Below are 25,363 nucleotides of genomic sequence, written 5' to 3'. Positions count from 1 at the left end.
TGCGCCTCGGCTAGCCGGCGGCGCATGAGCACGGAAGCGTCGAGCGAGCAGCAAGCGGTGGTGGTGCTGACCACCGTCGGGAACGAGGAGGACGCGGTGCGCGTCGCGCGCACGCTCGTCGAGCGCCGCGTCGCCGCGTGCGTCAACGTGCTGCCCGGCGTGCGCTCGATCTACCGCTGGCAGGGCGCCGTGCAGGACGACGGCGAGCTGCTGCTGATCGTCAAGACGACGCGCGCGCGTCGAGACGCGCTGGTCGAGGCGCTGCGCGAGGTGCACCCCTACGAGGTGCCCGAGGTGGTCGCGCTCGATCCGACGTTCGTCGCCCCTGCGTACGCGCGCTGGCTCGTGGAGTCGGTCGGGTAGCCCGCCGGCACGCAGCGGGGATCCGGGAGACGGCGGCGGCGCACCCTTCCAAGACGGTAGCCACCGCAAGCAGCGCCGCGCGCCGTCAAGCAACTCGCCCCGCCCTGCTCCGCACGACCGCGTCCGCAGCCGCCGACGCCGCGTCGAATCGTCCTTCGCGCGTCGACTTTTCTACAGACGCAGCAACTTCCGCCGGACGGATCTTCCGCGCCGAAAGCGCGCGACCGCGCCCGCACACGGCAATGCGTGCGCGGCGCGCCGGGCAAGCCGTTTGCACCCGTTCGCCCTCCTCGAAGCAACGCCGCAGCGAGGAGGAGGATCGGCATGAGCACGCAGACCGCGCCCCAGGGCGCCGCGCCGCCGCTCGACGCGCGCATCGGGCGCTCGTACGGAACGAACGGCGGACCTGCCGGGAAGGATTCGACGGTCGCGAGCAGCCTCGGCTGGCTCAGCATCGGGCTCGGCCTCGCCGAGATCGCAGCCCCGCGCGCGCTGTCGAGATTCCTCGGCCTCGACGACCACCGGCACCTGATCCGCGCGCTCGGGTTGCGCGAGATCGCGAGCGGGGTCGGCATCCTGTCGTCGCTGCCCCGTCCGGCGGGCTGGGTGTGGAGCCGGGTCGCGGGCGACGCGCTCGACATCGGGCTGCTGCTCGCGGCGCTCGGCCATACCTCGAAGCCGGGACGCGTGCTGGGCGCGCTCGCCGCCGTCGGCGGCGTCACCGCGCTCGACACCATGACCGGCGACCGCCTCACGCGGCGCTCGATCTCGGACGCCGGTCCCGCGACGGGAACGAGCTCGGTCGACGTGATCGAGAGCATCGCGGTCACGCCCGACCGGAGCGAGGCCTACGCGTTCTGGCGGCGACTCGAGAACCTGCCGATCGTCATGGAGCACCTCGAGTCGGTGACGCAGCTCGGCGGCGAGCGCTCGCGCTGGGTCGCGAAGGGACCCGCGGGCAAGCGCGTCGAGTGGGAAGCCGAGATCACGCGCGACGTGCCCGGCGAGGAGATCGCCTGGACGTCGGTCGAGGGCTCGGACGTCGTGACCGCGGGCTGCGTGCGCTTCACGCCCGACCCGGCGGGACGTGGCACGCTGGTCGAGCTGCAGATGAGCTACTCGCCGCCGCTCGGCGTGGTCGGCGCGCTCGCGGCGAAGATGCTGGGCGAGGATCCCGAGGCGCAGATCCGCGAGGGCCTGCGGCGCTTCAAGCGCATGCTCGAGACCGGCGAGATCCCGACCACCGAGGGTCAGCCGTCGGGACGCAAGCGCGAGCACCTCGCGGCGCGACAGCGGCACGCAGAGCAGCACGGCCGCGCACACGGCGCGAGCCACGGAGCGGGCATATGAAGGCGAACTGCTGGTACGGCAAGCGCGACGTCCGGGTCGAGGACGTTCCCGATCCGACGATCCTCAACCCGCGCGACGCCATCGTCCGCATCACCTCGAGCGCGATCTGCGGCTCGGACCTGCACCTCTACAACGGCTTCATCCCGACCATGCAGGCCGGCGACATCATGGGCCACGAGTTCATGGGCGAGGTGGTCGAGGTCGGGCCGCGCGTCGGCGATCTGAAGGTCGGCGACCGGGTCGTGATCCCGTTCCCGATCGCGTGCGGCAACTGCTTCTTCTGCCGCGAGAAGCTCTTCTCGCTGTGCGAGAACTCGAATCCGAACGCCTGGATGGCCGAGAAGCTCTGGGGCCACTCGCCGTGCGGAATCTTCGGCTACTCGCACATGCTCGGCGGCTACGCGGGCGGCCAGGCCGAATACGTCCGCGTGCCGTACGCCGACGTCAATCACATCAAGATCCCGCACGGCATCGACGACGAGAAGGTGCTCTTTCTCTCCGACATCCTGCCGACCGGCTACATGGCCGCCGAGGCGTGCAACATCCGCAAGGGCGAGACGGTCGCCGTGTGGGGCTGCGGTCCGGTCGGACAGTTCGCGATCCTGAGCGCGTTCCTGCTCGGCGCGGGGCGCGTCATCGCGATCGACCGCTTCCCCTACCGGCTGCGCATGGCGCACGAGCTCTGTGGCGCAGAGGTGCTGAACTACGAGGAGGTCGACGTCTACGAGGCGCTGCGCGCCATGACCGGCGGCCGCGGGCCGGACGCCTGCATCGACGCCGTCGGCATGGAGGGCCACCTGCCGGGGATGCTCGGCGCCTACGATCGCGTCAAGCAAGCGCTCATGATGGAGACCGATCGCCCGCCCGTGCTGCGCCAGGCGCTGATGTGCGTGCGCAGCGGCGGCACGGTGTCGGTCGCCGGGGTCTACGGCGGGCTCCTCGACAAGATCCCGTTCGGCGCGGTGGTCAACAAGGCGCTGACCATCAAGTCCGGACAGACCCACGTGCAGCGCTACATGCAGCCGCTGCTCGAGCGGATCATCTCGGGCGAGATCGACCCGAGCTTCGTCGTCACGCACCGGATGTCGCTCGACGAGACGCCGCAGGGCTACGAGACCTTCCTGCACAAGCAGGACGAGTGCATGAAGGTCGTGCTCCGACCGGGCGCGCCCAACGGGAACGGCAACCTGGCGCGCAACATCACGGCGCCGTACTGAGGGGCACGCGTCGCCGCGCTCGGGTGGGAAACGGCCGCGGCGACGCCGCCTCGGCGCCGCGTCGAATCTACGGCCGGAGAGGCGCCGTCCCCTCCTCGACGGCCTTCGCCGCGTCCTCGCTGGTCGTGCGCCCGGGGACCAGGAAGTTGCCCATGATCGACTGGTACGCCTCGCACGGCGTCCAGCACTGCGGGCAATCGTAGCTCCAGATCTCCTTCTGCGTCTGCACCGCGAGCTCCGAGCTCCAGATGCGCCGCAGGTCGTAGTCGGCCTCGCGCAGGTTGCCGAGCTTGCGATCGTAGATCGTGCAGGGGAAGACGTTGCCCCACGAGTCGACGAAGCACGACGCCGACAGCGCGTGGCAGCGCATCGGCGTGACCCCCGTCTTGAGATACGGTCCCACGTGCTTCAAGTACGCGCGCTCGAGGTAGCCGACCGGGCCGCGCGGCGTGCCGCGCAGCTTCGCGACTTGCTTGACGGCGTGCAGCAGCGCGTCCGGGGCGACGTTGCGCCGCAGCGAGAGGTTCGTGTTGCCGAGGTAGTGCGGCGACTCGTGCACGATGTTGACGTGGAAGTCGCGGTACGTGATGCCGGGGACGGCCTTCTCCGCGGCGGCGAACGCCTGCGGGAAGTGGTCGACGTTCTTCGCCGACAGCGTCATCCCCAGCACGACCTCGACGCCGGGGATCTCGCGCAGGCGGCGGAAGGTCTCGATCTGCCGCTGCCAGCCGCCCTCGACGCCGCGGATCTCGTCGTTCATTCGCTCGTCACCGTCGGTCGAGACGGTGATGATGAGCTTCTCGGGACGACGCTCCATGATGCGGCGCGTGTTCTCGACGATCTTGTCCGTCAAGTATCCGTTGGTCGGGAAGTGCAGCAGCAGCAGGTTCGGACAGGAGTCGAGCACCGCGTGCGCGATCTCGACGAAATCCTTGCGCAGCGTGACCTCGCCGCCCGTCAGGTCGACCCACAGGAAGTCCGGCGAGTTGCGGAAGAACGCGCGGATCTCGTCGAGCTTCAGCTCGTCGCGCGGCTTCATCTGCCAGATGTTGCAGGTCTGGCACCGGTAGTTGCACCAGTAGGTGATGCAGAAGGTGAGCTTGAACGGGTGCGACAACCGGCGGAAGTTCGCTTCCGTCGCCTTCGCCGCGAGCGCCGCGTACGTGCGAAGCCTCACGTGATCGCCTCGAGGAGACGCAGCGCCGGGTTCGGCTTCGGCGCGACCTTCTCCCAGTTCTGACGGTACCAGTCGTAGGCCTCGCAGGTGATCTGCACGTTGTCGCCGGCGGGCTCCCAGCCGAGCCGCTCGCGCGCCCGCGTGATGTCCAGCACGAAGTTGCGATCGGCGAGCAGGTAGTGCTCGGGAACGATCGGCGACAGCCCGAAGACGTTCAGCACGCGCGCCGCGTTGCGCAGCAGCGCCGCCGGGATCGGCGTCACCTGCGACGGCGAGCCGGCGTAGCGGATCAACGCCTCGACCTGCTCGCGCACGGTCGGCACCGTCGCCGGGTCGGAGCCGATGTTGACGATCAGACCCGCCGCGTCCTTCGCCTCGGCTGCGAGGATCGCGGCGCGCGCGACGTCGTCCGCCGACACCATCTGCACGCGGTTCTTGCCGTTGCCGAGCAGGAACACGCGCCGTCCGCGCCGCACCCAGTCGAACAGCAGGACGAAGACGCCGGTCATGCCGTCGCCGAACAGGCTCATCGGGCGCAGCATCGTCACGTCGAGACCCTGCTCGACCGCGCGCAGGCAGAGCTCCTCCGCCTCGAGCTTCGAGCGCCCGTACGCGCCGAGCGGCCGCTTCGGGTGCGTGTCCTCGTGCACGAGCGGGGTCATGGGAAGACCGTAGACCCCGGAGCTCGAAATGAACACCACCTTTCGCACCCGGCAGGCGCGCGCGGCGTCGAGGACGTTGCGCACGCCGGAGAGGTTCATCGAGTAGATCTCCTGCTCCGACATGCCGGCGAACTGCGGCTTCATCCGCTGGCCCGCCGCGAGGTGGTAGACCACCTCGACGCCGTCCATCGCGCGGCGCAGCGCCGCGGGATCGCGCATGTCGCCCTGGATCTCCGCGGCGACGCCGCCGCCGTCGCGCGCGACCGCGCGCAGCCCCGTCTTCACGTCGTCGGGGCACGGCACCATGTCGAACAGACGCATCCGGTCGCCGCGCGCCGCGAGCTGCGGCAGCAGGCTCTGGCCGAGGACGCCCGAGGATCCGGTGATCAGTGCTTCCATCCGTCTTCGTGCTGGGATCGCCGCGCGCCTAGAGGCTCGCCGCGCGCGGCGCCGCCGGGAAACGTGCGTCGATCCCGCGCACGACCTCCTCGACGGTGATCGCGCGCATGCAGACCGGGTTCACGCAGCGGCTCATCTTGAGGTTGTAGTTGGAGAGACAGGGACTGCAGAACAGGCCCTTGTAGAACACGACGTCGCTCTCGCCGCGCGGACCGTAGATGCGCGGCTCGGTCGGACCGAAGAGCGCGACGACCGGGGTGCCGACGAGCCCGGTGAGGTGCATCACCGAGGTGTCGTTCGAGACCACGAAGGTCGCCGCTTCGAGCAGCGCCGTGAGCTCGGGGATCGTCAGGCGGTCGCACGCCGAGATCGCGCGGTCGCGCGCGCGCATCGCAGCGATCGCGCCGGCGACGAGCTCCGCCTCCTCGACGCCCTGACCGGTGAAGACGATGCGCACGCCGCGCTTCTCGACGAGATCGTCCGCGAGCGCCGCGAAGCGCTCCACCTCCCAGCGCTTGAGCGCGATGATGTTGTAGTTCGGTCCGGTGCCGACGTGCATCGCGACCACCGGCTCACCGGCGGTGAGACCGAGCTTCGCGAACACCCGCGCGCGGTCCTGGTCGTCGACCGTCAAGCGCACGCGCGGCGCCGGCAGCATCGCGCGTCCGAAGGGCAGCGCGGTGCGCATGAAGATGTCCGCCATGTGGTCGGTGTCGGCGTAGGCGATGCGGTGCGTGTAGAGCCAGCCGCGCGCTTGACCCTCGGTGTTGAACCCGACGCGGGCGCGCGCGCCGGTCGCGAAGGCGAGGATGCCCGACAGCTTCATGAACTGCTCGAAGTCGAGCACGGCGTCGTAGCGGTTTCGTCGCAGCTCGGAGCCGAGACGCACGATCGAGCGCAGGAACGCTCCGAAGCTGCTCACCTCCACCGTCAGCGCCCGACGGACGAGCCCGCTCTGGCGCAGGAGCGGCACGTTGCCCGGCAAGGTGAGGAAGTCGATCTCGCACGGCGGCTCGGGCGTGCGCATCGCCTGCAGCGTCGGCAGGATCATCGCGATGTTGCCGAGCCCGTAGAACTTGATCGCCAGCACGCGCCGCGGCGGCCTGACGTTCGCGGTCAGATCCTGCGGCGTGGTCGCGAACAGCGGCGGCACCACCTCGCGTCCGACGAGGCGCCCGTGCAGCCGCGCCACGAGCCACAGAACCCAGCAGATGGCGAGCCCCGCCCAGCGGTCGATGTAGCGTGCGAGACGGAGGTTCATAGGGAGACGACGACCGGTCGCGACGATCGGCCACCGTGCGCCAAGCTACGAGAAAGACGGCGCTTTCCGTACCACCGCCGAAGAAGCGCCGTCAATCGACGGTCGCCGCCGCGAGGCGCGTCAGGCGGGCTTGACCGCATACACCTCGACCCGCGCCTCGAGCCCGGTGGCGCGTCCGAGCGCGATCAGCGTCGCGAGCCCGAGCCGCACCGGCAGCGAGAAGTTGTAGCGGCCGAGATACGGGCTCTCGCCGCGCGTCGTCTCGACGCGGAACCCGACCTCCTCGACGAGGCGCACGAGAGTCTTCGGCGTGAAGTAGTAGTAGTGGTTCGGCACGTAGAGCCGGCTCGCGAGCGGCGCGAGCGGCGGGATGCGCGTGATCAAGTCCGCGGTCCAGAACAGCGTCGAGCGGTGGTTCGGCACCGCGACGAACAGCGCGCCGCCCGGACGCAGCAGATCGTAGGCGCGCGTCAAGAACGCGCGCGGGTCGCGCGTGTGCTCGAGCACGTCGGCCATGGTGATCGCCGACGGCGGGTCGCCGACGTCGACCGACATGAAGTCGCCGACCCGCACCTCGACGCCGAACTCCTCGTGCGCCTTCTCCGCCGCCGCCGCCGAGATCTCGACGCCGAGCGGCGAGAAGCCGCGCTCCGCGGCGAGGTGCAGCAAGAGCCCGGTGCCGATGCCGACGTCGACCAGCTTGCCGCCGCCGGTGAGCGCGTACAGGCGCGCGACCGTGTTGCGAAAGCCGCGCACCACCGGGTCGTCGGGGAAGTTGCGGTAGTACGCGGTGAACATCTCGGCGGTCTCGTCGCGCAGCCCGCCGTGAAACGCCTCGTCCTCGCGCGCCGCGATCTCCTCGGGCGTCGGCAGCGGGTCGACGAACACCAGACCGCAGCGGCAGCGCACGAGCGGACTGCCGCGTCCGTGCAGCGGGCGCGCGTCGGTGCCGCCGCACACCAGGCAGCGGCGCGGCTGCGTCGTCGCGCCGGCGGTGGCCGTCGCGGACACCGTGTTCGCCATCGAGGAACGAGCCATCTCGGCTCTGGCTACACGAACGCCACGCGCACGGCGAGAGGGTCCGTGCCGCGCGTCGCCACCGGTGGTCCGGGACGCGGTGGGTGGGCCGCGCCGGCCGCTGGATGGACCTGCGCGCGCCGTCGGTGCACGGGGGCCAAGCGCCCTGTGCGCAGCCGACGCGGCGGCGCCGCGCGCTCGCGCTGTCCCGCCCGCCGACCCGGTGGTATGAGCGCCGCCATGGCGCAGGTGCCGGTCCATCCCGGGCTGTTCACCCTGCCGGGCGACCCGCGCGGGCCGCGGCTGCTCGCGAGCCGCTGCGCCGCGTGCGGCGGGCACGCCTTCCCCGCCGCCGCGACCTGCCCGTACTGCAGCACGGAGGGCTGCGAGACCGTCGCGGTCGGCGCGACGGGCACGCTCTACCTGTGGACCGTCGTCCAGACGCGCCCGCCCGGCTATCGCGGCGAGGTCCCCTACGGCTTCGGCATCGTCGAGCTGCCGGAAGGTCTGCGGGTCGTGAGCCGCATCCTCGAGACCGACCTCGGCGTGCTGCGCGCCGGACTGCCGCTCGAGCTCGAGATCGCGCCGCTCTACGTGAACGACGCGGGCGACGAGGTGCTGAGCTTCGCCTACCGCCCGGCGGGAGCGCGCGGATGAAGGGACGGCCGGTCTACGTCGCGGGCGTCGGGATCCATCCGTTCGGCCGCTTCGAGGACCGCGACGCGACCGCGCTCGGCCAGGCCGCCGTGCGCGCGGCGCTCGCCGAGGCCGGTGTCGAGCGCGGCGGCTTCGAGGCCGCGTTCTGCGGCGCCGTCTACGCGGGCGTCGCCGCGGGGCACAAGGTGCTCGGCGGGCTCGGCCTCTCCGGCGTGCCGATCGTCGACGTCGAGGCGGGCTGCGCGAGCGGCGGTGCCGCGCTCGGCCTCGGCGCGGCGGCGATCGCGTCGGGACAGCGCGACTGCGTGCTGGTCTTCGGCCTCGAGAAGATGCCGCGCGGTCTGATCCGCTCGAGCTTCTTTCCGCCGTGGTGCGAAGAGGCGGGCTTCTCCCCTGCTCCGGCGTACTTCGCGCTGCGCGCGCGTCGGCTCATGCTGGAGTCCGGCGTGACGCGCGAGCACCTCGCGCGCGTCTCGGTGAAGAACCACGCGCACGGCGTGCACAACCCCTACGCGATGTACCGCAAGCCGCTCACCCTCGAGCAGGTCCTCGGCTCGCAGACCGTGTGCGACCCGCTCACGCTGTTCATGCTGTGCTCGCCGAACGAGGGCGCTGCGGCGGTGGTGCTGAGCGCCAAGCCGGGACCCGTGGGTCCGCCGGTGCAAATGCGCGCCGCGGTGCTGCGCTCGCACGTGCCGGGCAGCGTGCTCGGCGAGCACACGCCGATGTCGGGGCTGGTCGGCGAGGAGCCGCCGAGCCCGACCGAGACCGCGGCGCGCGAAGCCTACGAGCTCGCCGGCCTCGGTCCGGAGGACCTCGACGTCGTCGAGGTGCAGGACACCGACTCCGGACGCGAGATCCTGTCGATCGAGGAGCTCGGTCTCTGCCCGAAGGGCGGCGGCGGGCAGTTCGTCGCCGACGGCGTGGGCGAGATGACCGGTCGCCTGCCGGTCAATCCGAGCGGCGGGCTCCTGTCGAAGGGCGAGCCGCTCGGCGCGTCGGCGCTGGGTCAGGTGGTCGAGCTCGTCTGGCAGCTGCGCGGCGCGGCCGGCAAGCGTCAGGTCGAGGGCGCGCGCTGTGCGCTCGGGCACACGGTCGGACGCGGCGCGAACGCGTCGGTGATCATTCTCACACGGTAGCGCGGACGCGCGCGGCGAGCGCCGGCCGCGACGTGTGCGCGCTCAAGTACGTCCGAGCGACCGCCGATGCGTTGCTCACGTTCGCGACGACCCACGCCGCGTCGCGCTTCGGGAGACACGATGAGAGAACCGCGCGAAGCGCGCCGGCGCACGGGTCGGCGTCATGCCCCACGGCCGCCACTGCGCACGGCGGCAATCGTCGCGCTCGCTGCGGCGGCGCTCGGCTGCTCGGACGCGAGCCGCGTGCCGCAGGACCTTCCCTGCACGGGCGGCCCGGACGGCTCGCCGCCCGCCGCGTCCTACCTGCTGCTGCGCCAGGACGTCCTCACCAACGCCGACTACTGGGAGAGCGAGCCGCGCATCCTCGCCGCCGGTCTCGGCTTCACGGACATCATCGGCGTGCCCGGCCTCGCCGCGGACGACCTCGAGACGCAGCGCCTCGCGGTGCTCGACGCGGGCGGCGCGTGGAACATCGTCGTCACCTCGCAGCCGACCATCCCGCAGCGCGCCTACACCTCGGCCGCGACGCCGCAGGGGGTCGCGAACAGCTACGGCTGGCCGGTCCAGTTCTGCGACGGGCTGCCGATCGAGTTCAGCTGGCCGGTGCGGCCGAGCACGGTCGACGGCAGCGACTTCCGCGTCTTTTTGAACGACGGCACGGTGGTGACGCCGCTCGTCGCGTCGATCAATCCGAACCTCGAGTTCAACGAGCGCTCGACGGTCGTGATCTTCGGCGAGTTCGGCAACCGCCTGGCTCCCGACGAGCCGGGCGCGCGCTACCCGGTGCGCTTCGAGATCATCGCCGACGAGACGCCGCTCGAGCTGATCGGACCGGGCGGGCGCGTCGCCTCCGCGGTCGGCCTGACCTACGGCGACGGCACCGCGCCGCTCACCGCGTACGCCCCGGGCCGCGGACCGACGCTCGTCGCGGCGAAGCTCTCGCGCATGTCGGTCGCCGGCGAGGGCGCCCCGGCCGCGTTCGGCGCGCAGATGCCGAACGACGGCGTCGCGCTCTACGGACCGGACGCCGCCTATCGCCTGCGCATCCTCACCACGGGCGGCTTCTCGCCCGACGGCGTGCGCAGCGTGCTGCCAACCGAGTTCGCACGCTACTTCCGCCTGATCGCGGTCGACGCGGCGGGACGCGAGCACGTCATCGAGGAAGCCGGGCGGAGCTACACCATCGACGGCGGCACGCTCAGCGTGCTCGGTCTCGCCGACCTCGGCGTCGCGCAGAGCAGCTACGACGACGCCTACGTCGAGGACCACGACAACCAGATCGACATCGTGCTCGCGGGCGACGAGGTCGCGATGCGCACGATCCGCCTGGTCGAGATCCCGGCCGCCGACGGCTACTCGCCGTTCTACAACCCGGGCGGTCCGGGCAACGATCCGCAGCCGGGGACGATCTACAGCGAGCCCGGACCGCCGACGCGCCAGCCGGTGACGCTCGCGCTCGACGATCCGATGACCGTCGACTGGCCGCCGCCCGCGCCCTGACCGCGCCCTACTGGTACATGTCGAGCAGCTCGATCACGCCGAGCGCCCGCATCGCGTCGAAGATCGCGCTCTTGATCTCGCGCACCGTCGACATCGTCAGCACCTGCTGCGCGAGGTCGACCGCCGTCGCGTAGGACACCGAGCGGATCAGCTGCTTGATGACCGGGATGAAGAACGGCTCCATGCTGAGCTCGTCGAGCCCGAGACCGAGCAGGACGAGCGTCGCCATGGGATCCGCCGCCATCTCGCCGCACATCGAGATCGGCTTGCCGGCGCCGCGCGCGGCCTGCACGCACTGCGCGATCGTGCCGAGCACGGCCGGGTGCAGCGGCTGGTAGAGCGGGGCAACTTTTCGATTGTTGCGGTCGACCGCGAGCAGGTACTGGATCAGGTCGTTCGTCCCGATCGACAGGAAGTCGCACTCGGCCGCGAGCTGCGGCGCGAGCAGCACCGCCGACGGCACCTCGATCATGATCCCGAGCGGCACGTCGGGGTTGTGCGGCACGCCCTGACGCTCGAGGTCGCGCTTCACGTCGGCGAGCATCTCCTTGACCGTGAGCAGCTCGTCGAGCGACGAGATCATCGGCAGCAGGAGACGCGTCGGTCCGGCGGTCGCGGCCTGCAGGATCGCGCGCAGCTGCTGCTCGAAGAACTCCGGCATCTCGAGCGAGACGCGGATCGAGCGCCAGCCGAGGAACGGGTTGTCCTCGCGCGGGACGTGCAGGTAGGCCGGGTACTTGTCGGCGCCGAGGTCGAGCGTCCGGATCGTCACCGGCTTGCCGCCCATCGCCGTGATGACCTTGCGGTAGATGTCGAGCTGCTCCTGCTCGGTCGGGAACTCGCGGAACGAGATGAACGGGAACTCGGTGCGGTAGAGGCCGACGCCCTCCGCGCCGTGACGCTGCGCGAGCATGACGTCGCCGAGCAAGCCGACGTTGGCGTTCAGCGTCACGCGACGTCCGTCGGTCGTCACCGCCGGCAGGTCGTGCAGCGACTCGAGCTTCTCGTTGAAGGCGCGGTAGTCGCGCTCCATCCGCTGGTACTCGCGGATGACCTCGGGTCCCGGATCGCGGTAGACGACGCCCGCGTTGCCGTCGACGATCACCTCGTCGCCCTCGCGCGTGCTCTCGAGCAGATGCTCGACGCCGACCACGGTCGGGATCTCGAACGACTTCGCGAGGATCGTCGCGTGGGACGTCACGCCGCCGGTCGCGAGCGCGATGCCGCGCAACAGCTTCGGATCGATCTCGGAGAGGTCGGTGAGCGTCAGCTCGCGCGCGATCAGCACGCTGCCGTCGTCGGGGAAGCGGTCGGGGCCGTTGTCGATGCCGAGCAGGATGCGCAGCAGACGCTGGCCGATGTCCTTCACGTCGAGCGCCCGCTCCTGCAGGTACGGGTCCTCGATCGACTCGAAGGCGCCCAGGTAGTCCTCGACCACGCGCCGCACGGCGTACTCCGCGCAGGTCCCTTCCTGGATCAGCGAGCGGACGCGCGCCGAGATCGCGTCGTCGCGCATCATCAGGAGGTAGGCGTCGAAGATCTGGCTCGTCGCCTCGGGCAGGATCTCCTTCATCTTCTCGCGCTGACGCTCGAGGTCGCGGGTCGCGATCTCGAGCGCGCGGTCGAAGCGCGCGACCTCCCCCTCCGTGTCGTCGACCGGACGGTCCTCGATCTCGGCGAACACGATCTGCGGGTGCAGGATGTGCGCGCGGCCGATGCCGAAGCCCGGCGACGCGGCGATGCCGCGCAGGCGCTCGCCCGGGTCGCGGGCCACCGCGCCGGCCGCCGTGCGCGCCGCCTGACGCTCGAACGCCTGCAGCCGGCGGATCGTGTCGAGCATCCGCTTGCGGAAGTCGGCGTGCTCGTGCTCCTGGATCTTGAGGCTGTCGAGCAGACGCGCCTGGACGAGGACGCCCGAGAGCTGGCCCGCGATCGTGCGCAGCAGGCTGATCTCGTCGGCGGTGAACTGGCGACGCCGCAGCGTCTGCACGACCAGCACGCCGAGCGGCGCCCGCCGCTCGAGGACCGGGACGCCGAGGAAGGAGTGGTAGCGCTCCTCGTGGGTCTCCGGGAAGAACTTGAAGCGCGGGTGGACCGGCGCGTCCGGCACCGCGACCGGCTGCATGGTCTCGATCACGAGGCCGGTGAGACCCTCGGAGATCTTCATGCGGACGCGGCCGACCGAGCTGCGCTCGAGGCCGGTCGTCGCCCACAGCGTGAGCGTGGTCGCGCTCTCGTCGAGCAGGTAGACCGAGCACGCCTCGGTGTGCATCCGCTCGGCGACCACCTGCACGACGCTGTCGAGCGTCTCCTGGAGGTTCTCGGACTCGCCGATCAGCGTGCTGACGTGCTCGAGCAGGCGCAGCCCGTGGCGCGAGCGTACGGGTCCGCGCTGTCCCTCGCGCGACCCGCCCTGTCGGGTGCCTGCTCCGCCGACCGCCATGTTCGGAAGGACAGTAGCATGCGACGTACCGGGAATGTCCATGTTCCGTCTTGCGGTTTCGCAACGAGCGCTCGGCGTCTGTGGAGAAGGTGGCGATTCGAGCGTCAAAGGGGTGCATCCCAAATTGGCTCCGGTCGGGTGGATGGTGTAGAGAGCCCGCCGGGGGAGATAGGGCGGAATCGTGGGGCAGCAGGGCCAATCAGTTCGACGACCCTTTCGGACTCTCCTCCTCGGCTTTTCGCTGATCCTGCTGGCCGCGGTCGGTAGCGCGGCCGCGATCCTCTATCGGGAGTTCAACGTCAGCCTGCCGCCAGTCGAGAAGCTGCTCGACTACCGGCCGCCGGTCGCGACCCGCGTGTTCGCGCGCGACGGCACGCTGATCGGCGAGTTCTTCTTCGAGAAGCGCTACCTGACGCCGATCTACAAGATCCCGAAGGCCGTCCAGCTCGCCTTCGTCGCGGCCGAGGACCAGAACTTCTACGACCACGCGGGCGTCGACCTGCAGGGCATCGTCCGCGCCGCGGTGAGCAACTACCAGGCGGGCACCACGCGCCAGGGCGGCAGCACGATCACCCAGCAGGTGGTGAAGTCGCTCCTGCTCACGCCGGAGCGCAGCTACGAGCGCAAGCTCAAGGAGATCGTCCTCGCGCTGCGCCTCGAGCAGCAGCTCACCAAGGAGGAGATCCTCTACCTCTATCTGAACCAGATCTACCTCGGGAACGGCGCGTACGGCGTGCAGGCCGCGGCGCTCGAGTACTTCGGCAAGGACGTCTCGCAGCTCACCCTCGCCGAGGCCGCGCTGCTCGCCGGCCTGCCGCAGGCGCCGAGCCGCTACTCTCCGGTCAAGCACTTCGAGCGCGCCAAGGCGCGCCAGCGCTACGTCCTCGAGCGCATGGTCGAGGACGGCTTCATCACGCCGGACGAGGCCAAGCAGGCGTACGAGGAAAAGATCGTGCTGGCGCGCAAGGAGGCGCCGATCAGCAGCGTCGCGCCGTACTTCGTCGAGCACGTCCGGCGGCTGCTCGAGCAGCGCTACGGCTCGAGCGCGCCCTACCAGCTCGGGCTCGACGTCTACACGACGCTCGACCTCGCGATGCAGCGCGAGGCCGACCGCGCGGTGCGCGAAGGGATCGCCGAGCTCGACGAGCGTCAGGGCTTCCGCGGCCCGCTGCGCCGGCTGCCGGCGCGCGAGTGGAAGGCGCTCGCCGAGCTGCCGACCGACGACGATCCCGGTCTGCCCGAGCCCGGCACGATCCTCGAGGTCGTCGTCCTGCCGGGCAAGAACGGCTCGGTCCGCCGTCGCGACGGCGGGCTCGACGTCCGCTGGGCGAACGGCCGCGCCGTGCTGCCCGCGTCCGGACTGACGCGGGCGTCGGTCGCCGGCTACCAGCCGTCGCCGGGCGACGTGCTCGAGGTGCGCGTGCGCGACGACGGCAAGCAGCGCACGCTCGAGCTCACGACCAACAACGGCACCGAGGGCGCGCTGATCGCGATGGATCCCGCGACCGGCGACGTGCGCGCGATGGTCGGCGGCCTCGACTGGAACCGCAGCCAGTTCAACCGCGCCACGCAGGCCTACCGCCAGCCCGGATCGGCCTTCAAGCCGCTCATCTACGCCGCCGCCATGGACCGCGGCTACACGCCGGCGAGCGTGATCGTCGACGCGCCGGTGTCCTACCGGACGGCCTCCGGCGTCTGGTCGCCGCAGAACTTCGAGAAGAAGTTCTTCGGGCCGACGACGCTGCGCCAGGCGCTCACCAAGTCGCGCAACGTCGTGACCGTCAAGCTGGTGAGCGCGATGGGGCTCAACTACCTGCTGTCGTACCTGCCCCGCTTCGGCTTCAGCCGGCCGTTCCCGAAGAACCTGTCGATCTCGCTCGGCACCGCCGAGGTGACGCTGCTCGAGCTCACCGAGGCGTTCAGCGTCTTCGCCAACCTCGGCATGCGCGTCGAGCCGCGCTTCATCACCAAGATCACCGACGTGCGCGGCGAGCTGATCGAGGAGGCGCCGGTCCTGCGTCGGCCGGCGATCTCGCCCGACACGGCGTACGTGATGACCAGCATCCTGCGGAACGTCGTCGAGCAGGGAACCGGCAAGCGCGCGCAGCTCGATCGTCCGGCCGCCGGCAAGACCGGCACGACCAACGACCAGCGCGACGCCTGGTTCATCGGCTACACGCCGCAGCTCGTGGCCGGCGTCTGGGTCGGCTACGACCAGGAGAAGACGCTCGGCCCGAAGGAGACCGGCGGCCGCGCCGCGGCGCCGATCTGGCGCGCCTTCATGGAGAAGGCGATGGCGAACCAGCCGGTGCTCGACTTCGCGGTGCCGAACGAGGTCACGCTGGTCGCGGTCGACCAGAGCTCGGGACGCCGCGTGGCGCCGGGCTCGGCGGGAGCGGTCTTCCAGGCGTTCAAGCGCGGCACCGAGCCCGCGTTCGTCGAGCCGGAGCCCGAGCCCGCCCCGTCGTGGGAGCCGGAGCCCGAGCCCGAGCAAGCGCCGCCGGGTTACCGGGAGCCGTCGCAGAACGTCGCCCGGGTGCGCGAGCCGCAGCCGCGGGACGACGCGCGGCCGAGCGACCTGCGCGACGCGGCGAGCCGCAGCGAGTGGCGCAGCGGTCCCGCTCCCCTGCCCCCGCCCGACGCGCCGGTGCGCAGCACGGCGTACTACCTCGGCGGGGCGATCGACGGCGTCGCGCGGCGTCAGCGCGCCGCCGCGGGAGCGCGCGAGGTGCCGGCGTCCGCTCCTTCCGGCGCGGCGCGACGTGCACCAGCTCCCGAGCGGGTGTACTAGAAGCTCGAGAGCGCCCGCATCTCGACTCCTCTCGCGAGCGCTCTCGTCGCCGAACGTTGAAGACCGCAATCGTCATCGACCCTCGCTTTCGTGAGCACGACACCGGGCCGGGACATCCCGAGCGTCCGGAGCGCTTGCTCGCGATCGAGGACATGCTGCACGGCTGGTCGGGCTCGCCGCTCGAGCGCGTCGAGCCGCGCGTCGCGAACGACGACGAGATCTGCGCCGCGCACACCGAGGATCTGCTCGAGCGCATCCGCCGCACGCAGGTCACGCCGCGCGCGCGCATCGACGCCGACACCACGACCAGCGCGCGCTCGTTCGAGGTCGCGCTGCTCGCCGCGGGCGGCTTGCTCGAGCTCGTCGACGCGGTCGCGACGCGCGCCTACGCGAACGGCTTCGCGTTCGTCCGCCCGCCCGGACACCACGCGACCGCGTCGCAGGCGATGGGCTTCTGCCTGTTCAACAACGTCGCGGTGGCGGCGCAGCACCTGCGGCGCAAGCACGGCCTCGAGCGGATCGCGATCATCGACTGGGATCTCCACCACGGCAACGGCACCGAGGCGATCTTCTACGACGATCCGTCTGTGCTTTACGTCTCGCTGCACCAGTCGCCGCTCTACCCCGGCACCGGCGCGGCGACCGACATCGGCCGCGGCCCCGGGCTCGGCTACACGATCAACGTGCCGTTCGGCGCCGGCGTCGGCGACGAGGGCTACCTGCGCGCGTTCGCCGAGATCATCGTGCCGGTGCTGAGGCAGTACGCGCCGCAGTTCATCCTGGTGTCGGCGGGCTTCGACTGTCACTGGCGCGACCCGCTCGGCGGCATGCAGGTGACCGAGAAGGGCTTCCTCGGGATGGCGCGCAACCTGATCACGGTCGCCAACGAGGTCGCCGACGGCCGCATCGCCGCGGTGCTCGAAGGCGGCTACGACCTCGACGCGATCCGCAACTCGACCGAGGCCGTGCTCACCGAGCTCGCGCGTCCGGCGCCGCGCAGCGAGCACGACAACGACCGCTCGCCGGCGTTCGACGGCCTGCGGCGCATCCTCGCGCCGCACTGGCACCTCTGAGCCGCTTCGCGGGGAGCGCTCAGAGCGAGCCGAACTGCTTGGCGTAGTCGACCGACAGCCAGCGGCGCGGCGCGACGCGCACGACGATGCTGCCCGCGGCGCTGCCGGTACCGCGCGTCGCCTCGATGTACCGGTCGCCGAACTCTTTCCCGAGGTAGCGGTACGCGAGCGGGCGGACGTGGCGCTCGACGTCGGCGGGCTCGATGGACTCCACGGTGCCCTCGATGCTGACGTACTTGTAGGGCGGCGCCTCGCTCTGCACGCACAGGCTCAGGCAGCCCGCCTGCTCGAGGAGCCGCGCCTTGCGCGACGTCGCGTCGGTGACGAACCACAGCGGCCCGCCGGGCGTGTAGTCGTACCAGATCGGCACCGTGAGGCCGCCGCGCCCCGGCTCCGGGATGTTGATGACGGCGACGTGCACTTGCGCCAGGAACTCTTCTCTCTCGGCCACCGTCATCGCGAGCGACATGGTGAGAACCGATAAAGGCACCGCGCAGCTCAAGCAAACGCGTTTGCCGGGAAACCGACCTTCGGTTAGCGTCGCGGTGATGTTCGGCATCGGCATGCCCGAGCTCGTCGTGATCCTCGTGGTCGCGCTGATCGTGCTCGGGCCGAAGCGCCTTCCGGAGGTCGCACGCGCGCTGGGCAAGGGGCTCGCGGAGTTCCGTCGCGTGACGGGCGAGGTCAACCGCGAGCTCGAGAGCGCGCGCAGCCTGATCGAGCAGGAGGCGCGCGAGCACGAGGCCGCGCGGCGCAAGGCGGAGCGGGCGCGCACCACGATCACCCCCAAGCCCGCCGACGCGACGGTCGCGCGCAGCGACGCGAGCGCCGCGACGCCGAGCGCGGCGACGCCGGACGGCACGACGCCGAGCGCGCCAGCCTCGGACGCAGCGACCTCCAGCGCTCCGGCGACGAACGCCGCGCCCACCACGAGCGCCACGGCCGGCGCGACCGACGTCGCGAGCGCGTCCGCCGGCGCGAGCACCGCCGACGACCCGAGCGCGAGCGCACGCAGCGCCGCGCCCGCCGACGCAACCGCCGCGAAGGCCTGACGGGCCACCGCGCGCGGCGGCAGCCGATTCGCGAGAGACGGGGCGAGCATGGCCGACGTCGAGATGCCGCTGACGGCGCACCTCGAGGAGCTGCGCTGGCGGATCATCAAGTCGCTGCTCGCGATCGCCGTGGGCTTCGCCCTCGCCTACGGCTTCGCCGAGACGTTATTCGAGATCCTGATCGGCCCGGTCACGCGCGCCGCCGGTGATCACCCCGTCAAGCTGATCGGCACCGGGGTCGCCGAGGCGTTCTTCACCAAGCTCAAGGTGTCGTTCATCGCCGGCGTGTTCCTCGCCTCGCCGGCGATCCTCTACCAGGCGTGGCAGTTCGTCGCGCCGGGACTCTACGAGAACGAGAAGCGCTACGTCGTGCCGTTCGTCTTCTTCGGCACGTTCTTCTTCCTCGCCGGCGCGCTGTTCTGCTACGCGTTCGTGTTCGAGGTCGGCTACGGCTTCTTCATCGAGCAGTACGCGACGATCGGCATCGAGCCCACGCTGCGCATCAGCGAGTACCTCTCGTTCAGCGCTCGCTTGCTGCTCGCGTTCGGCGTCACCTTCGAGCTGCCGGTGGTCGCCTTCTTCCTCGCGCGCGTCGGGATGATCGATCACAACACGCTGATCCGCCCGTGGCGCTACGCGCTGATCGGCATCGTCGTGATCGCCGCCGTGCTGACGCCGGGTCCCGACGTCGCCTCGCAGCTCCTGCTCGTCGCGCCGCTCGTCGTGCTCTACGGCGTGAGCATCGGCGTCGCGTACGTGTTCCGGAACGAGCAGGCGCGCGGCGAGGAGCAGGCCGAGCAGGAGAGCGACGAGCCGGCCTGAGCGCCGTCACCCGAGCGACGTCGTTCGAGCGTCAGTCGGCGCCGGCGTCGCGCACCCAGGTCGAGAGGAACCAGTCCTCGGTGCACACGGCGGGCAGCTCCTCGTAGGTGAACGGCCGCGCGCCGCGCTCGCGCACGTCCTCGAGGATCGCCTCGGCCACCTCCACGAAGTCGCGCGGCGCGAGCAGCGCGATCACCACCGTGCCGTCCTTCTGCGTCTCGACGGTGCGCACGATCCCCACGCCCTCGTAGGACTCGAAGAGGAACTTGAAGTAGGCGACCTCCTCGCGCTCGACGCGGAGGACGCGCGCCCACAGCTCGGCGTCGCGCAGCGGCGTCCAGCCCGCGACGGACGGCTCGCGCGGCGCGCTCATCGCTCGCCGAGCAGCCGCCGCAGGAAGCCCGCCGCACCGTCGCCGCCGGGTAGCTTGACGGCGCGCGCCGTCGCCTCGGCGACGTAGTCGTTCGACGGCTTGCTGCGCAGCTTCGGATAGTGCCCGCGCACCGAGATCGGGATGCGGATCTGCTCGCCGGAGCGCGCCAGCACCTCGAGGATGCCCGCACCCGAGACCAGCGAGCGGCTCGCGCTCTCGGAGAGCACGAGGTGTCCCTTGAGCTCCGTCTCGCCGTCGAACGCGATGCGGCCGCGCGCGTCGATCGTGTAGTCGCGCGACTCGAGGCGCAGATCGGCGATCAGGATCCTGCCCTGCTCGAACGCTCCCTGGACGTCGAGCGCGACGATCTCGCTGGTCGGGGCGAGCAGCTCGGGCACGCGCTCGCGGGCGCGGCGGTCGACGGCCTCCTTGAGACGCGGCACGGCGTCGAGGCTGTCGAGCGTCGCGCGCGCGACGTTGAGCCCGGGCAGCGAGCCGTTGCCGAGACGCGCCTCGAAGCTGCCCGACAGGTTGGCGAGCACCGCATCGACGTTCGCGCCCGTGCTGGCGAGACGCGCCCGCCCCGCGAACGTGCCGCTACCGCCGTCCGCCTCGCCGAAGAGCTGCATCAGCCCGGCGAGCTGCACGCCGTTCCACTCGGGCTCGAGCGCGATCGCGAACGCGCCGTCCTCGGTGCGCGACACCTCGCCGTGCGCGGCGAGCGTGCCGCCGAGGCCGCTCACCTGCAGGTTGCGGATCCGCGTCTGCTCCTTGCCGATCACGGCGTCGAGCGACACGGCGTCGAGCGAGGCGCCGTTGCGCGTGAGGTGCGCGCCGCTCACGCGCACGTCGAGCGGCCGCTCCACGAGCCCCGCGACCTCGACCACGGCGCTGCCGAGCCCGCCGTCGGGGCTCGCCACCTCGGAGACGCGCAGCGTGCCGAGCAGTCCGGTGCCGTCGTGCGACAGCGCGAGGTCGAGGCTCGCGCCGCCGAGCGTCACGCGCTCGTCGCGCTCGCCGAGCTCGAGCCGACCCGCGACCACGCGTAGGTCGGTCGCGACGCCGTCGAGCCCGGGCGTGACGCGCCCCTCGAAGGTCAGCGGCCCGCGCGGGTCCGCCACCTTCAGCGCCGGCACCCAGGCGGCGAGCCGGCTCGCGTCGAGCCCCTCGACCGTGAGGACGAGCGGCTGCTGTCCCGCGTCGGGAGGGACGGGAGCGGAATCGGGTCGGGTCGCCGTCAAGCGCAGACCTTCGCTCTCGACGCTCGCGCCGTCGACCGCGAGGCCGAAGTCGCCCGCGCGCAGCTCGAGGTCGACGTCGAAAGGCGTCCCCGGCGCCTTCACGACCCAGCCGTTCGCGGCGTGCAGCGAGGCCTCGTCCGCATCCAGCATGAGGCGTCCCGCGGCGCGGGTCGGCGGCCATCCGACCGGCATCTCGGCGACGACGTGCGCGCGGACGTCGCCCGCGAGCTCGATCCCGAACGGCACGTCGCCGCGCAGCAGCGCGATCACCTCCGGCAAGCGGTGCCCGGCGAGGCTGCGCGCCGCGACCTCGAGACGCGCGCGATCTTCGGGCTTCGCGTCGCGCGGCACGACGACGAAGCCCTCGACGTTCTCCTCCGGTCCGCCGAGCGCCTGCGCGTTGAAGTCCATGCGGTACGCGTCGTCGCCCCGGCGCAGGAGCGCGTTGACGGCCCTGATCTCGAGCTCGCCGAGCCCCGGGATCGCGCGGTCGCTGTACAGCACGCGCGCGTTGCGCACGCGGACCGAGTCGATCACCACCTCGGCCGCGGGGCGGGCCATCGCGCTCGTCCGTCCCGGCGCGACCCGCTCGCGCACCGGCGTCGCGCCGACGTTCCAGCCGCCGTCGACGCCGCGCACGACGTAGATCACCGGCGACACGAGCCGCACCTCGGTCACCACCACCTTGCCGCGCAGCAGCGGCAGGAACGCGACCTGCAGACGCGCCTCGTCGATCCGCGCGAGGTCGCCCGGTCCGTACGGCGAGCGGTCGGGGATCTCGACGCCGTGCGCGGTGACGCCCGGCGGCCACCACGACACCGACACGCCGTCGGCCGCGAGCGGCAGGCCGACCGCCTCGCCGACCGCGGCGACGAGCTCGTCGCTGCGGCTCTCGAGCACCGTGCGGATGCGGAACAGCGCGAGCGTCACGACGCCGGCGACGAGCAGCACGGCGAGCGCCCCGAGCGCGAGCCAGCGTGACCGACTTCCGCGCCTCACGCGCGCGCGTCCTTTCGTCGGCTGCGCGCGCGGCGCGCGTCCTCTCGCGGCCGGGCGCTCACTCGAACTCCTGGAAGTTCGCCGCGCGCCACACGCCGCCCTCCTCTTCCCGCACGGTGACCAGCGCGCGGCGCTGCGTCTGGTCGCCGCCGTCGAAGGTGATGGTCAGCTCGTAGAGGAAGCCGCGGCGGTCGCGGTTCGAATCCTGCTGCTCGAGAAAGCGGTAGTGGACGCGCGGCCGCGCCGCGTCCTCGGCCGGCTCCATGCCCTCGAGCAGCTTCATGCTGCGCTCGACCTTCTCGCGGGCGAGCCCGACGGCGTCGTCGTGCGCCGCGCGAAGGTTGATCTCGACGTAGTAGTGATCGATGAAGCGCTCGGCCGCGGCACGCGCCGGGTCGTCGCTCGTGCATCCCGACGTCGCGAGCAGGACCGCGGCGCCCCTCAGGAAGGCGCGGCGGCTCGTCCGCTCAGGGCTTGCGGAACAAGGCTTCCAGAGCCGCACGTGCGTCCTCGCTTCCCGATCCTCGGCCGGCGATCCCGCCGACGGCGCCAAGCGCAAAATACTCACAAAAGTTCGCGCGCTCCTTGTCGACCACCCGCTCCGCCGACGGCTCGCGGCAGTCGTTGTGCATCCCGGGCGCGTAGAATGCGCAGTTGCGGCAGACGCGCACGTCCTCGCCGCACGACGCACACACGTCGTGTCGCGCCGGGCGACCCGCCGGAAGCGGCGCGCCACAGCGATGGCAGCACGGCACGGCCGTTGGCGTCGGCATTCCCCGCGGTGGTAACACAGGCCCGGCGAAGGGGACAGCGCGACGCGCGGTCCCCCGGGGGAGGTGCCGGATGGCGGAGCACGAGGAGGAGCGGCCGGACGAGCTCGATCCGGGCGTCGCGGCGTACCTCGAGCACCTGCGCGTCGAGCGCCGCGCCTCGCGCCACACGCTGCGCGCCTACCGCACCGAGCTCGCCCGCCTGGTCGAGGACCGGGGCGGCGCGCCGGTCGACTGGTGCGCGGTCGACGCCGACGCCCTGCGCCGCTTCCTCGCCGACCGCGGGGCCACCGTGGGCCGGCGCTCGCTCGGGCGCACGGTCGCCGTGCTGCGCAGCTTCTTCGCCTTCCTGAAGCGGCGCGGGACGATCGAGGCGAGCCCCGCCGCGACGCTGCGCACGCCCCGCTTCACCCGCACGCTGCCGCGCTTCGTCTCCGAGCGCGACCTCGCGCGCGTGCTCGATCCCGAGCGGCCGATCGGCGATCGGCGCGCGGCCCGCGACGCGGCGCTGCTCGAGGTGCTCTACGGCAGCGGTCTGCGGGCGAGCGAGGTGGTCGCGCTCGACTGGCGCGACGTGTCGCTCGCGCAGCGCCAGGTCCACGTCCGCGCCGGCAAGGGCAACAAGGACCGCATCGTGCCGCTGACCAGCGCCGCGCGCGCGGCGCTCCAGGCCCTCGCCGACGTCAGCGGCGGCCGCGCCGCGGGCAGCGAGCCCGTGTTCCGCAACCTGCGCGGCACGCGCCTCGACGTGCGCAGCGTCGCGCGCATCGTCGCACGCGCGATGCGCGACGCCGGCGTCGAGCCGGTCAATCCGCACGCGCTGCGGCACAGCTGCGCGACGCATCTGCTCGACGGCGGCGCCGACCTGCGCTCGATCCAGGAGCTGCTCGGCCATGCGAGCCTCGCGACGACGCAGCGCTACACGCACGTGAGCCTGAAGCAGCTGCGGGCGGCGTACCAGCGCTTCCACCCGCGCGCCTGACGCGCGCCTCCGCCGCCGCGGCGGTACGCCGCGCCCATCGACAAGCCGAAGGCGGATCCGTAGACAGAAAAGGGTGAGCGAGTCGCGCGAGCCGGTGTTCCATTCGACGACCATCCTGGCGGTCCGGCGCGGCAACAGAGCCTGCGTCGCCGGCGACGGCCAGGTGAGCTTCGGCGCGACGGTGCTGAAGCACGGCGCCCGCAAGGTGCGCCGCCTCTACCGCGATCAGGTGATCGCCGGCTTCGCCGGCGCGTCGGCCGACGCCTTCACGCTGTTCGAGCGCTTCGAGCAGAAGCTCGAGGAGTACCGCGGCCAGCTGCGGCGCGCGGCGGTCGAGCTCGCGAAGGACTGGCGGACCGACCGCGCACTGCGCCGGCTCGAGGCGATGCTGCTGACGGTCGACGCCGAGCAGGCGCTGGTGATCTCCGGCACCGGCGACGTGATCGAGCCCGATCCGCTGCCGGGCGGCGACGTCGCGATCGCGATCGGCTCGGGCGGCAACTTCGCGCTCGCCGCGGCGCGCGCGCTGCTCGCGCACACCACGCTCGACGCCCGTCAGATCGCCGAAGCGGCGATGCGGACAGCGGCCGAGATCTGCATCTACACGAACGACGCGCTGGTGATCGAAGAGATCGCCGGCCGCACGGAAACGACATGAACGCGAACGATGCCGAGGGCGCGCTGGTGCTGAGCGGCAGCGCGCGAAGCACGGGCGACGACGACGCCACGACGGCGGCCGTCGCGATGACGCCGCGCGAGGTGGTTTCCGAGCTCGACCGCTACATCGTCGGTCAGCGCGCGGCGAAGCGCGCGGTCGCGATCGCGCTGCGCAACCGCTGGCGACGTCAGCAGGTGCCGCCCGAGCTGCGCGACGAGATCATCCCGAAGAACATCATCATGATCGGCCCGACCGGCGTCGGGAAGACCGAGATCTCGCGGCGGCTCGCTCGGCTGACGAGCGCGCCGTTCATCAAGGTCGAGGCGTCGAAGTTCACCGAGGTCGGCTACGTGGGGCGCGACGTCGAGTCGATCATCCGCGACCTGGTCGAGGTCGCGATCAACATGGTGCGGCACGAGGAGCGCGAGAAGGTCTCGCTGCGCGCGCGCGAGGCCGCCGAGGATCGCCTGCTCGACCTGCTGCTCCCGCCGCGCTCGATCGGCATGGGACCGGCGGTCGAGGAGGAGTCGGCGAGCGCGACCCGCGAGAGGCTGCGCAAGAAGCTGCGCGCCGGAGAGCTCGACGCACGTCAGGTCGAGATCGAGCTCGCCGAGCAGGTGATGCCGAGCATCGAGGTGATGACGCCGCAGGGCATGGAGGAGGTCGGCTTCAACCTCAAGGAGATGTTCTCCAACCTCCTGCCGAAGAAGACCAAGCGGCGGAAGATGAGCGTCCCCGACGCGCTCGCGGCGCTCACGCAGGAGGAGGCGACGCGGCTCGTCGACATGGAGAAGGTCGTGCGCGAGGCGATCCGGCGGGTCGAGACCTCGGGCATCGTCTTCCTCGACGAGATCGACAAGATCGCCGGCCGCTCGCACACCGGCGGACCCGACGTGTCGCGCGAGGGCGTGCAGCGCGACCTGCTGCCGATCGTCGAGGGCTCGACCGTCAACACCAAGCACGGCCCGGTGCGCACGGATCACATCCTGTTCATCGCGTCCGGCGCCTTCCACATCGCGAAGCCGTCGGACCTGATCCCCGAGTTCCAGGGCCGCTTCCCGATCCGCGTCGAGCTCGAGCCGCTCACGCAGGAGGACTTCGTGCGCATCCTGACGGAGCCGAAGAACGCGCTGATCCGTCAGTACGCGGCGCTGCTCGCGACGGAAGGCGTCGAGCTGCGCTTCTCCGACGAAGCGGTGGCCGAGATCGCGCGCATCGCGGCGCTCGCCAACGAGCGCACCGAGAACATCGGCGCGCGCCGCCTGCACACGGTGCTCGAGCGGCTGCTCGACAAGCTGATGTTCGACGCGCCCGACATGCGCGGGCAGAGCGTGACGGTGACCGGCGAGATGGTGCGCGCCGAGCTCGATCCGATCCTGGCGAGCGAGGACCTGTCGCGCTTCATCCTCTGATCTCG

Annotated in this window: 22 protein-coding genes; 13 read left to right on the top strand and 9 right to left on the bottom strand. The window is 71.6% G+C overall.

Annotated elements, in window-relative coordinates:
* Positions 1-24 precede the first annotated feature (24 nt).
* The 3 genes from cutA to VIS07_06990 all read left to right on the top strand — a co-directional run bounded on the left by cutA (position 25) and on the right by VIS07_06990 (position 2,930).
* On the top strand, positions 25-363 hold the full coding sequence (gene cutA / locus VIS07_07000; GenBank protein ID HEY8515242.1) for a divalent-cation tolerance protein CutA: 339 nt from the start codon (positions 25-27) through the stop codon (positions 361-363).
* A 324-nt stretch (positions 364-687) separates the two neighbouring features.
* A complete protein-coding gene (locus VIS07_06995; protein HEY8515241.1) occupies positions 688-1,713 on the top strand; it encodes an SRPBCC family protein in 1,026 nt (341 codons plus the stop codon).
* Positions 1,710-2,930: a zinc-dependent alcohol dehydrogenase gene (locus VIS07_06990; protein HEY8515240.1), complete on the top strand. Its 1,221-nt coding sequence runs from the start codon at positions 1,710-1,712 to the stop codon at positions 2,928-2,930. Before VIS07_06995 ends, VIS07_06990 begins: the two co-directional genes overlap by 4 nt.
* A 67-nt stretch (positions 2,931-2,997) precedes the next feature.
* Here the strand turns inward: VIS07_06990 and VIS07_06985 are convergent, their stop codons facing one another.
* From VIS07_06985 to VIS07_06970, 4 genes are all read right to left on the bottom strand, one after another.
* Positions 2,998-4,107, bottom strand: coding sequence for a radical SAM protein (locus tag VIS07_06985; protein HEY8515239.1), 1,110 nt, complete (start codon positions 4,105-4,107; stop codon positions 2,998-3,000).
* On the bottom strand, positions 4,104-5,168 hold the full coding sequence (locus tag VIS07_06980) for an NAD-dependent epimerase/dehydratase family protein (GenBank protein ID HEY8515238.1): 1,065 nt from the start codon (positions 5,166-5,168) through the stop codon (positions 4,104-4,106). Before VIS07_06980 ends, VIS07_06985 begins: the two co-directional genes overlap by 4 nt.
* Positions 5,169-5,196: 28 nt before the next feature.
* On the bottom strand, positions 5,197-6,429 hold the full coding sequence (locus VIS07_06975; protein ID HEY8515237.1) for a glycosyltransferase family 9 protein: 1,233 nt from the start codon (positions 6,427-6,429) through the stop codon (positions 5,197-5,199).
* 120 nt (positions 6,430-6,549) lie between these two features.
* A complete protein-coding gene (locus VIS07_06970) occupies positions 6,550-7,467 on the bottom strand; it encodes a class I SAM-dependent methyltransferase (GenBank protein HEY8515236.1) in 918 nt (305 codons plus the stop codon).
* 219 nt (positions 7,468-7,686) lie between these two features.
* On the opposite strand from VIS07_06970, the gene VIS07_06965 reads away from it, so the two are divergent.
* The 3 genes from VIS07_06965 to VIS07_06955 all read left to right on the top strand — a co-directional run bounded on the left by VIS07_06965 (position 7,687) and on the right by VIS07_06955 (position 10,742).
* A complete protein-coding gene (locus VIS07_06965) occupies positions 7,687-8,103 on the top strand; it encodes an OB-fold domain-containing protein (GenBank protein HEY8515235.1) in 417 nt (138 codons plus the stop codon).
* A complete protein-coding gene (locus tag VIS07_06960) occupies positions 8,100-9,242 on the top strand; it encodes a thiolase family protein (GenBank protein ID HEY8515234.1) in 1,143 nt (380 codons plus the stop codon). The genes VIS07_06965 and VIS07_06960 overlap by 4 nt, the downstream gene beginning before the upstream one ends.
* A gap of 120 nt (positions 9,243-9,362) precedes the next feature.
* Positions 9,363-10,742, top strand: coding sequence for a phospholipase (locus tag VIS07_06955; protein HEY8515233.1), 1,380 nt, complete (start codon positions 9,363-9,365; stop codon positions 10,740-10,742).
* A 7-nt stretch (positions 10,743-10,749) separates the two neighbouring features.
* Here the strand turns inward: VIS07_06955 and ptsP are convergent, their stop codons facing one another.
* The gene (ptsP, locus tag VIS07_06950; GenBank protein HEY8515232.1) at positions 10,750-13,227 is read right to left on the bottom strand and encodes a phosphoenolpyruvate--protein phosphotransferase; all 2,478 of its coding nucleotides are present in this window, start codon (positions 13,225-13,227) and stop codon (positions 10,750-10,752) included.
* Positions 13,228-13,366: 139 nt separating this feature from the next.
* On the opposite strand from ptsP, the gene VIS07_06945 reads away from it, so the two are divergent.
* Entirely contained in the window at positions 13,367-15,976 is a 2,610-nt protein-coding gene (locus VIS07_06945) for a PBP1A family penicillin-binding protein (GenBank protein ID HEY8515231.1), read from the top strand.
* Between the two features lie 56 nt (positions 15,977-16,032).
* Positions 16,033-17,049: a histone deacetylase gene (locus VIS07_06940; GenBank protein ID HEY8515230.1), complete on the top strand. Its 1,017-nt coding sequence runs from the start codon at positions 16,033-16,035 to the stop codon at positions 17,047-17,049.
* Positions 17,050-17,068: 19 nt separating this feature from the next.
* On the opposite strand, the gene VIS07_06935 is transcribed toward VIS07_06940, so the two are convergent.
* Complete coding sequence (locus tag VIS07_06935) at positions 17,069-17,518, bottom strand: pyridoxamine 5'-phosphate oxidase family protein (GenBank protein HEY8515229.1); 450 nt, start codon at positions 17,516-17,518, stop codon at positions 17,069-17,071.
* Between the two features lie 79 nt (positions 17,519-17,597).
* Here VIS07_06935 and tatB point away from each other — a divergent pair, with 79 nt between their 5' ends.
* Positions 17,598-18,101, top strand: coding sequence for a Sec-independent protein translocase protein TatB (gene tatB / locus VIS07_06930; GenBank protein ID HEY8515228.1), 504 nt, complete (start codon positions 17,598-17,600; stop codon positions 18,099-18,101).
* 48 nt (positions 18,102-18,149) lie between these two features.
* Positions 18,150-18,923, top strand: a complete 774-nt coding sequence (gene tatC, locus VIS07_06925) for a twin-arginine translocase subunit TatC (GenBank protein HEY8515227.1) — start codon at positions 18,150-18,152, stop codon at positions 18,921-18,923.
* A gap of 31 nt (positions 18,924-18,954) precedes the next feature.
* Here the strand turns inward: tatC and VIS07_06920 are convergent, their stop codons facing one another.
* From VIS07_06920 to VIS07_06910, 3 genes are read right to left on the bottom strand one after another with little or no spacing between them, the layout of a single operon-like run.
* The gene (locus tag VIS07_06920) at positions 18,955-19,296 is read right to left on the bottom strand and encodes a DUF4911 domain-containing protein (protein ID HEY8515226.1); all 342 of its coding nucleotides are present in this window, start codon (positions 19,294-19,296) and stop codon (positions 18,955-18,957) included.
* Positions 19,293-21,536, bottom strand: coding sequence for an AsmA family protein (locus tag VIS07_06915; GenBank protein HEY8515225.1), 2,244 nt, complete (start codon positions 21,534-21,536; stop codon positions 19,293-19,295). The genes VIS07_06920 and VIS07_06915 overlap by 4 nt, the downstream gene beginning before the upstream one ends.
* Positions 21,537-21,594: 58 nt before the next feature.
* Positions 21,595-22,038, bottom strand: a complete 444-nt coding sequence (locus VIS07_06910) for a hypothetical protein (GenBank protein HEY8515224.1) — start codon at positions 22,036-22,038, stop codon at positions 21,595-21,597.
* A gap of 341 nt (positions 22,039-22,379) precedes the next feature.
* Between VIS07_06910 and VIS07_06905 the strand changes: the two genes are divergently transcribed.
* The 3 genes from VIS07_06905 (at position 22,380) to hslU (ending at position 25,358) form a co-directional block, all read left to right on the top strand.
* Positions 22,380-23,288, top strand: a complete 909-nt coding sequence (locus VIS07_06905; protein ID HEY8515223.1) for a tyrosine recombinase XerC — start codon at positions 22,380-22,382, stop codon at positions 23,286-23,288.
* A 73-nt stretch (positions 23,289-23,361) separates the two neighbouring features.
* The gene (gene hslV / locus VIS07_06900) at positions 23,362-23,946 is read left to right on the top strand and encodes an ATP-dependent protease subunit HslV (GenBank protein HEY8515222.1); all 585 of its coding nucleotides are present in this window, start codon (positions 23,362-23,364) and stop codon (positions 23,944-23,946) included.
* An 86-nt stretch (positions 23,947-24,032) separates the two neighbouring features.
* Complete coding sequence (gene hslU, locus VIS07_06895; GenBank protein ID HEY8515221.1) at positions 24,033-25,358, top strand: ATP-dependent protease ATPase subunit HslU; 1,326 nt, start codon at positions 24,033-24,035, stop codon at positions 25,356-25,358.
* Positions 25,359-25,363 lie beyond the last annotated feature (5 nt).

This window comes from Candidatus Binatia bacterium (assembly GCA_036563615.1).
GTDB lineage: Bacteria > Desulfobacterota > Binatia > UBA12015 > UBA12015 > DATCMB01.
This window is presented reverse-complemented; position numbering and strand designations above follow the sequence as displayed.

What these genes read in the sequence shown, in the direction of transcription:
- ptsP (HEY8515232.1), bottom strand. Translation starts at nt 13,227, where the DNA reads ATGGACATTCCCGGTACGTCGCATGCTACTGTCCTTCCGAACATGGCG.
- tatB (HEY8515228.1), top strand. Translation starts at nt 17,598, where the DNA reads ATGTTCGGCATCGGCATGCCCGAGCTCGTCGTGATCCTCGTGGTCGCG.
- VIS07_06905 (HEY8515223.1), top strand. Translation starts at nt 22,380, where the DNA reads ATGGCGGAGCACGAGGAGGAGCGGCCGGACGAGCTCGATCCGGGCGTC.
- VIS07_06990 (HEY8515240.1), top strand. Translation starts at nt 1,710, where the DNA reads ATGAAGGCGAACTGCTGGTACGGCAAGCGCGACGTCCGGGTCGAGGAC.
- VIS07_06960 (HEY8515234.1), top strand. Translation starts at nt 8,100, where the DNA reads ATGAAGGGACGGCCGGTCTACGTCGCGGGCGTCGGGATCCATCCGTTC.
- VIS07_06965 (HEY8515235.1), top strand. Translation starts at nt 7,687, where the DNA reads ATGGCGCAGGTGCCGGTCCATCCCGGGCTGTTCACCCTGCCGGGCGAC.
- VIS07_06995 (HEY8515241.1), top strand. Translation starts at nt 688, where the DNA reads ATGAGCACGCAGACCGCGCCCCAGGGCGCCGCGCCGCCGCTCGACGCG.
- VIS07_06920 (HEY8515226.1), bottom strand. Translation starts at nt 19,296, where the DNA reads ATGAGCGCGCCGCGCGAGCCGTCCGTCGCGGGCTGGACGCCGCTGCGC.
- cutA (HEY8515242.1), top strand. Translation starts at nt 25, where the DNA reads ATGAGCACGGAAGCGTCGAGCGAGCAGCAAGCGGTGGTGGTGCTGACC.
- VIS07_06980 (HEY8515238.1), bottom strand. Translation starts at nt 5,168, where the DNA reads ATGGAAGCACTGATCACCGGATCCTCGGGCGTCCTCGGCCAGAGCCTG.
- VIS07_06975 (HEY8515237.1), bottom strand. Translation starts at nt 6,429, where the DNA reads ATGAACCTCCGTCTCGCACGCTACATCGACCGCTGGGCGGGGCTCGCC.
- hslU (HEY8515221.1), top strand. Translation starts at nt 24,033, where the DNA reads ATGACGCCGCGCGAGGTGGTTTCCGAGCTCGACCGCTACATCGTCGGT.
- tatC (HEY8515227.1), top strand. Translation starts at nt 18,150, where the DNA reads ATGGCCGACGTCGAGATGCCGCTGACGGCGCACCTCGAGGAGCTGCGC.
- VIS07_06955 (HEY8515233.1), top strand. Translation starts at nt 9,363, where the DNA reads ATGAGAGAACCGCGCGAAGCGCGCCGGCGCACGGGTCGGCGTCATGCC.
- VIS07_06935 (HEY8515229.1), bottom strand. Translation starts at nt 17,518, where the DNA reads ATGTCGCTCGCGATGACGGTGGCCGAGAGAGAAGAGTTCCTGGCGCAA.
- VIS07_06970 (HEY8515236.1), bottom strand. Translation starts at nt 7,467, where the DNA reads ATGGCTCGTTCCTCGATGGCGAACACGGTGTCCGCGACGGCCACCGCC.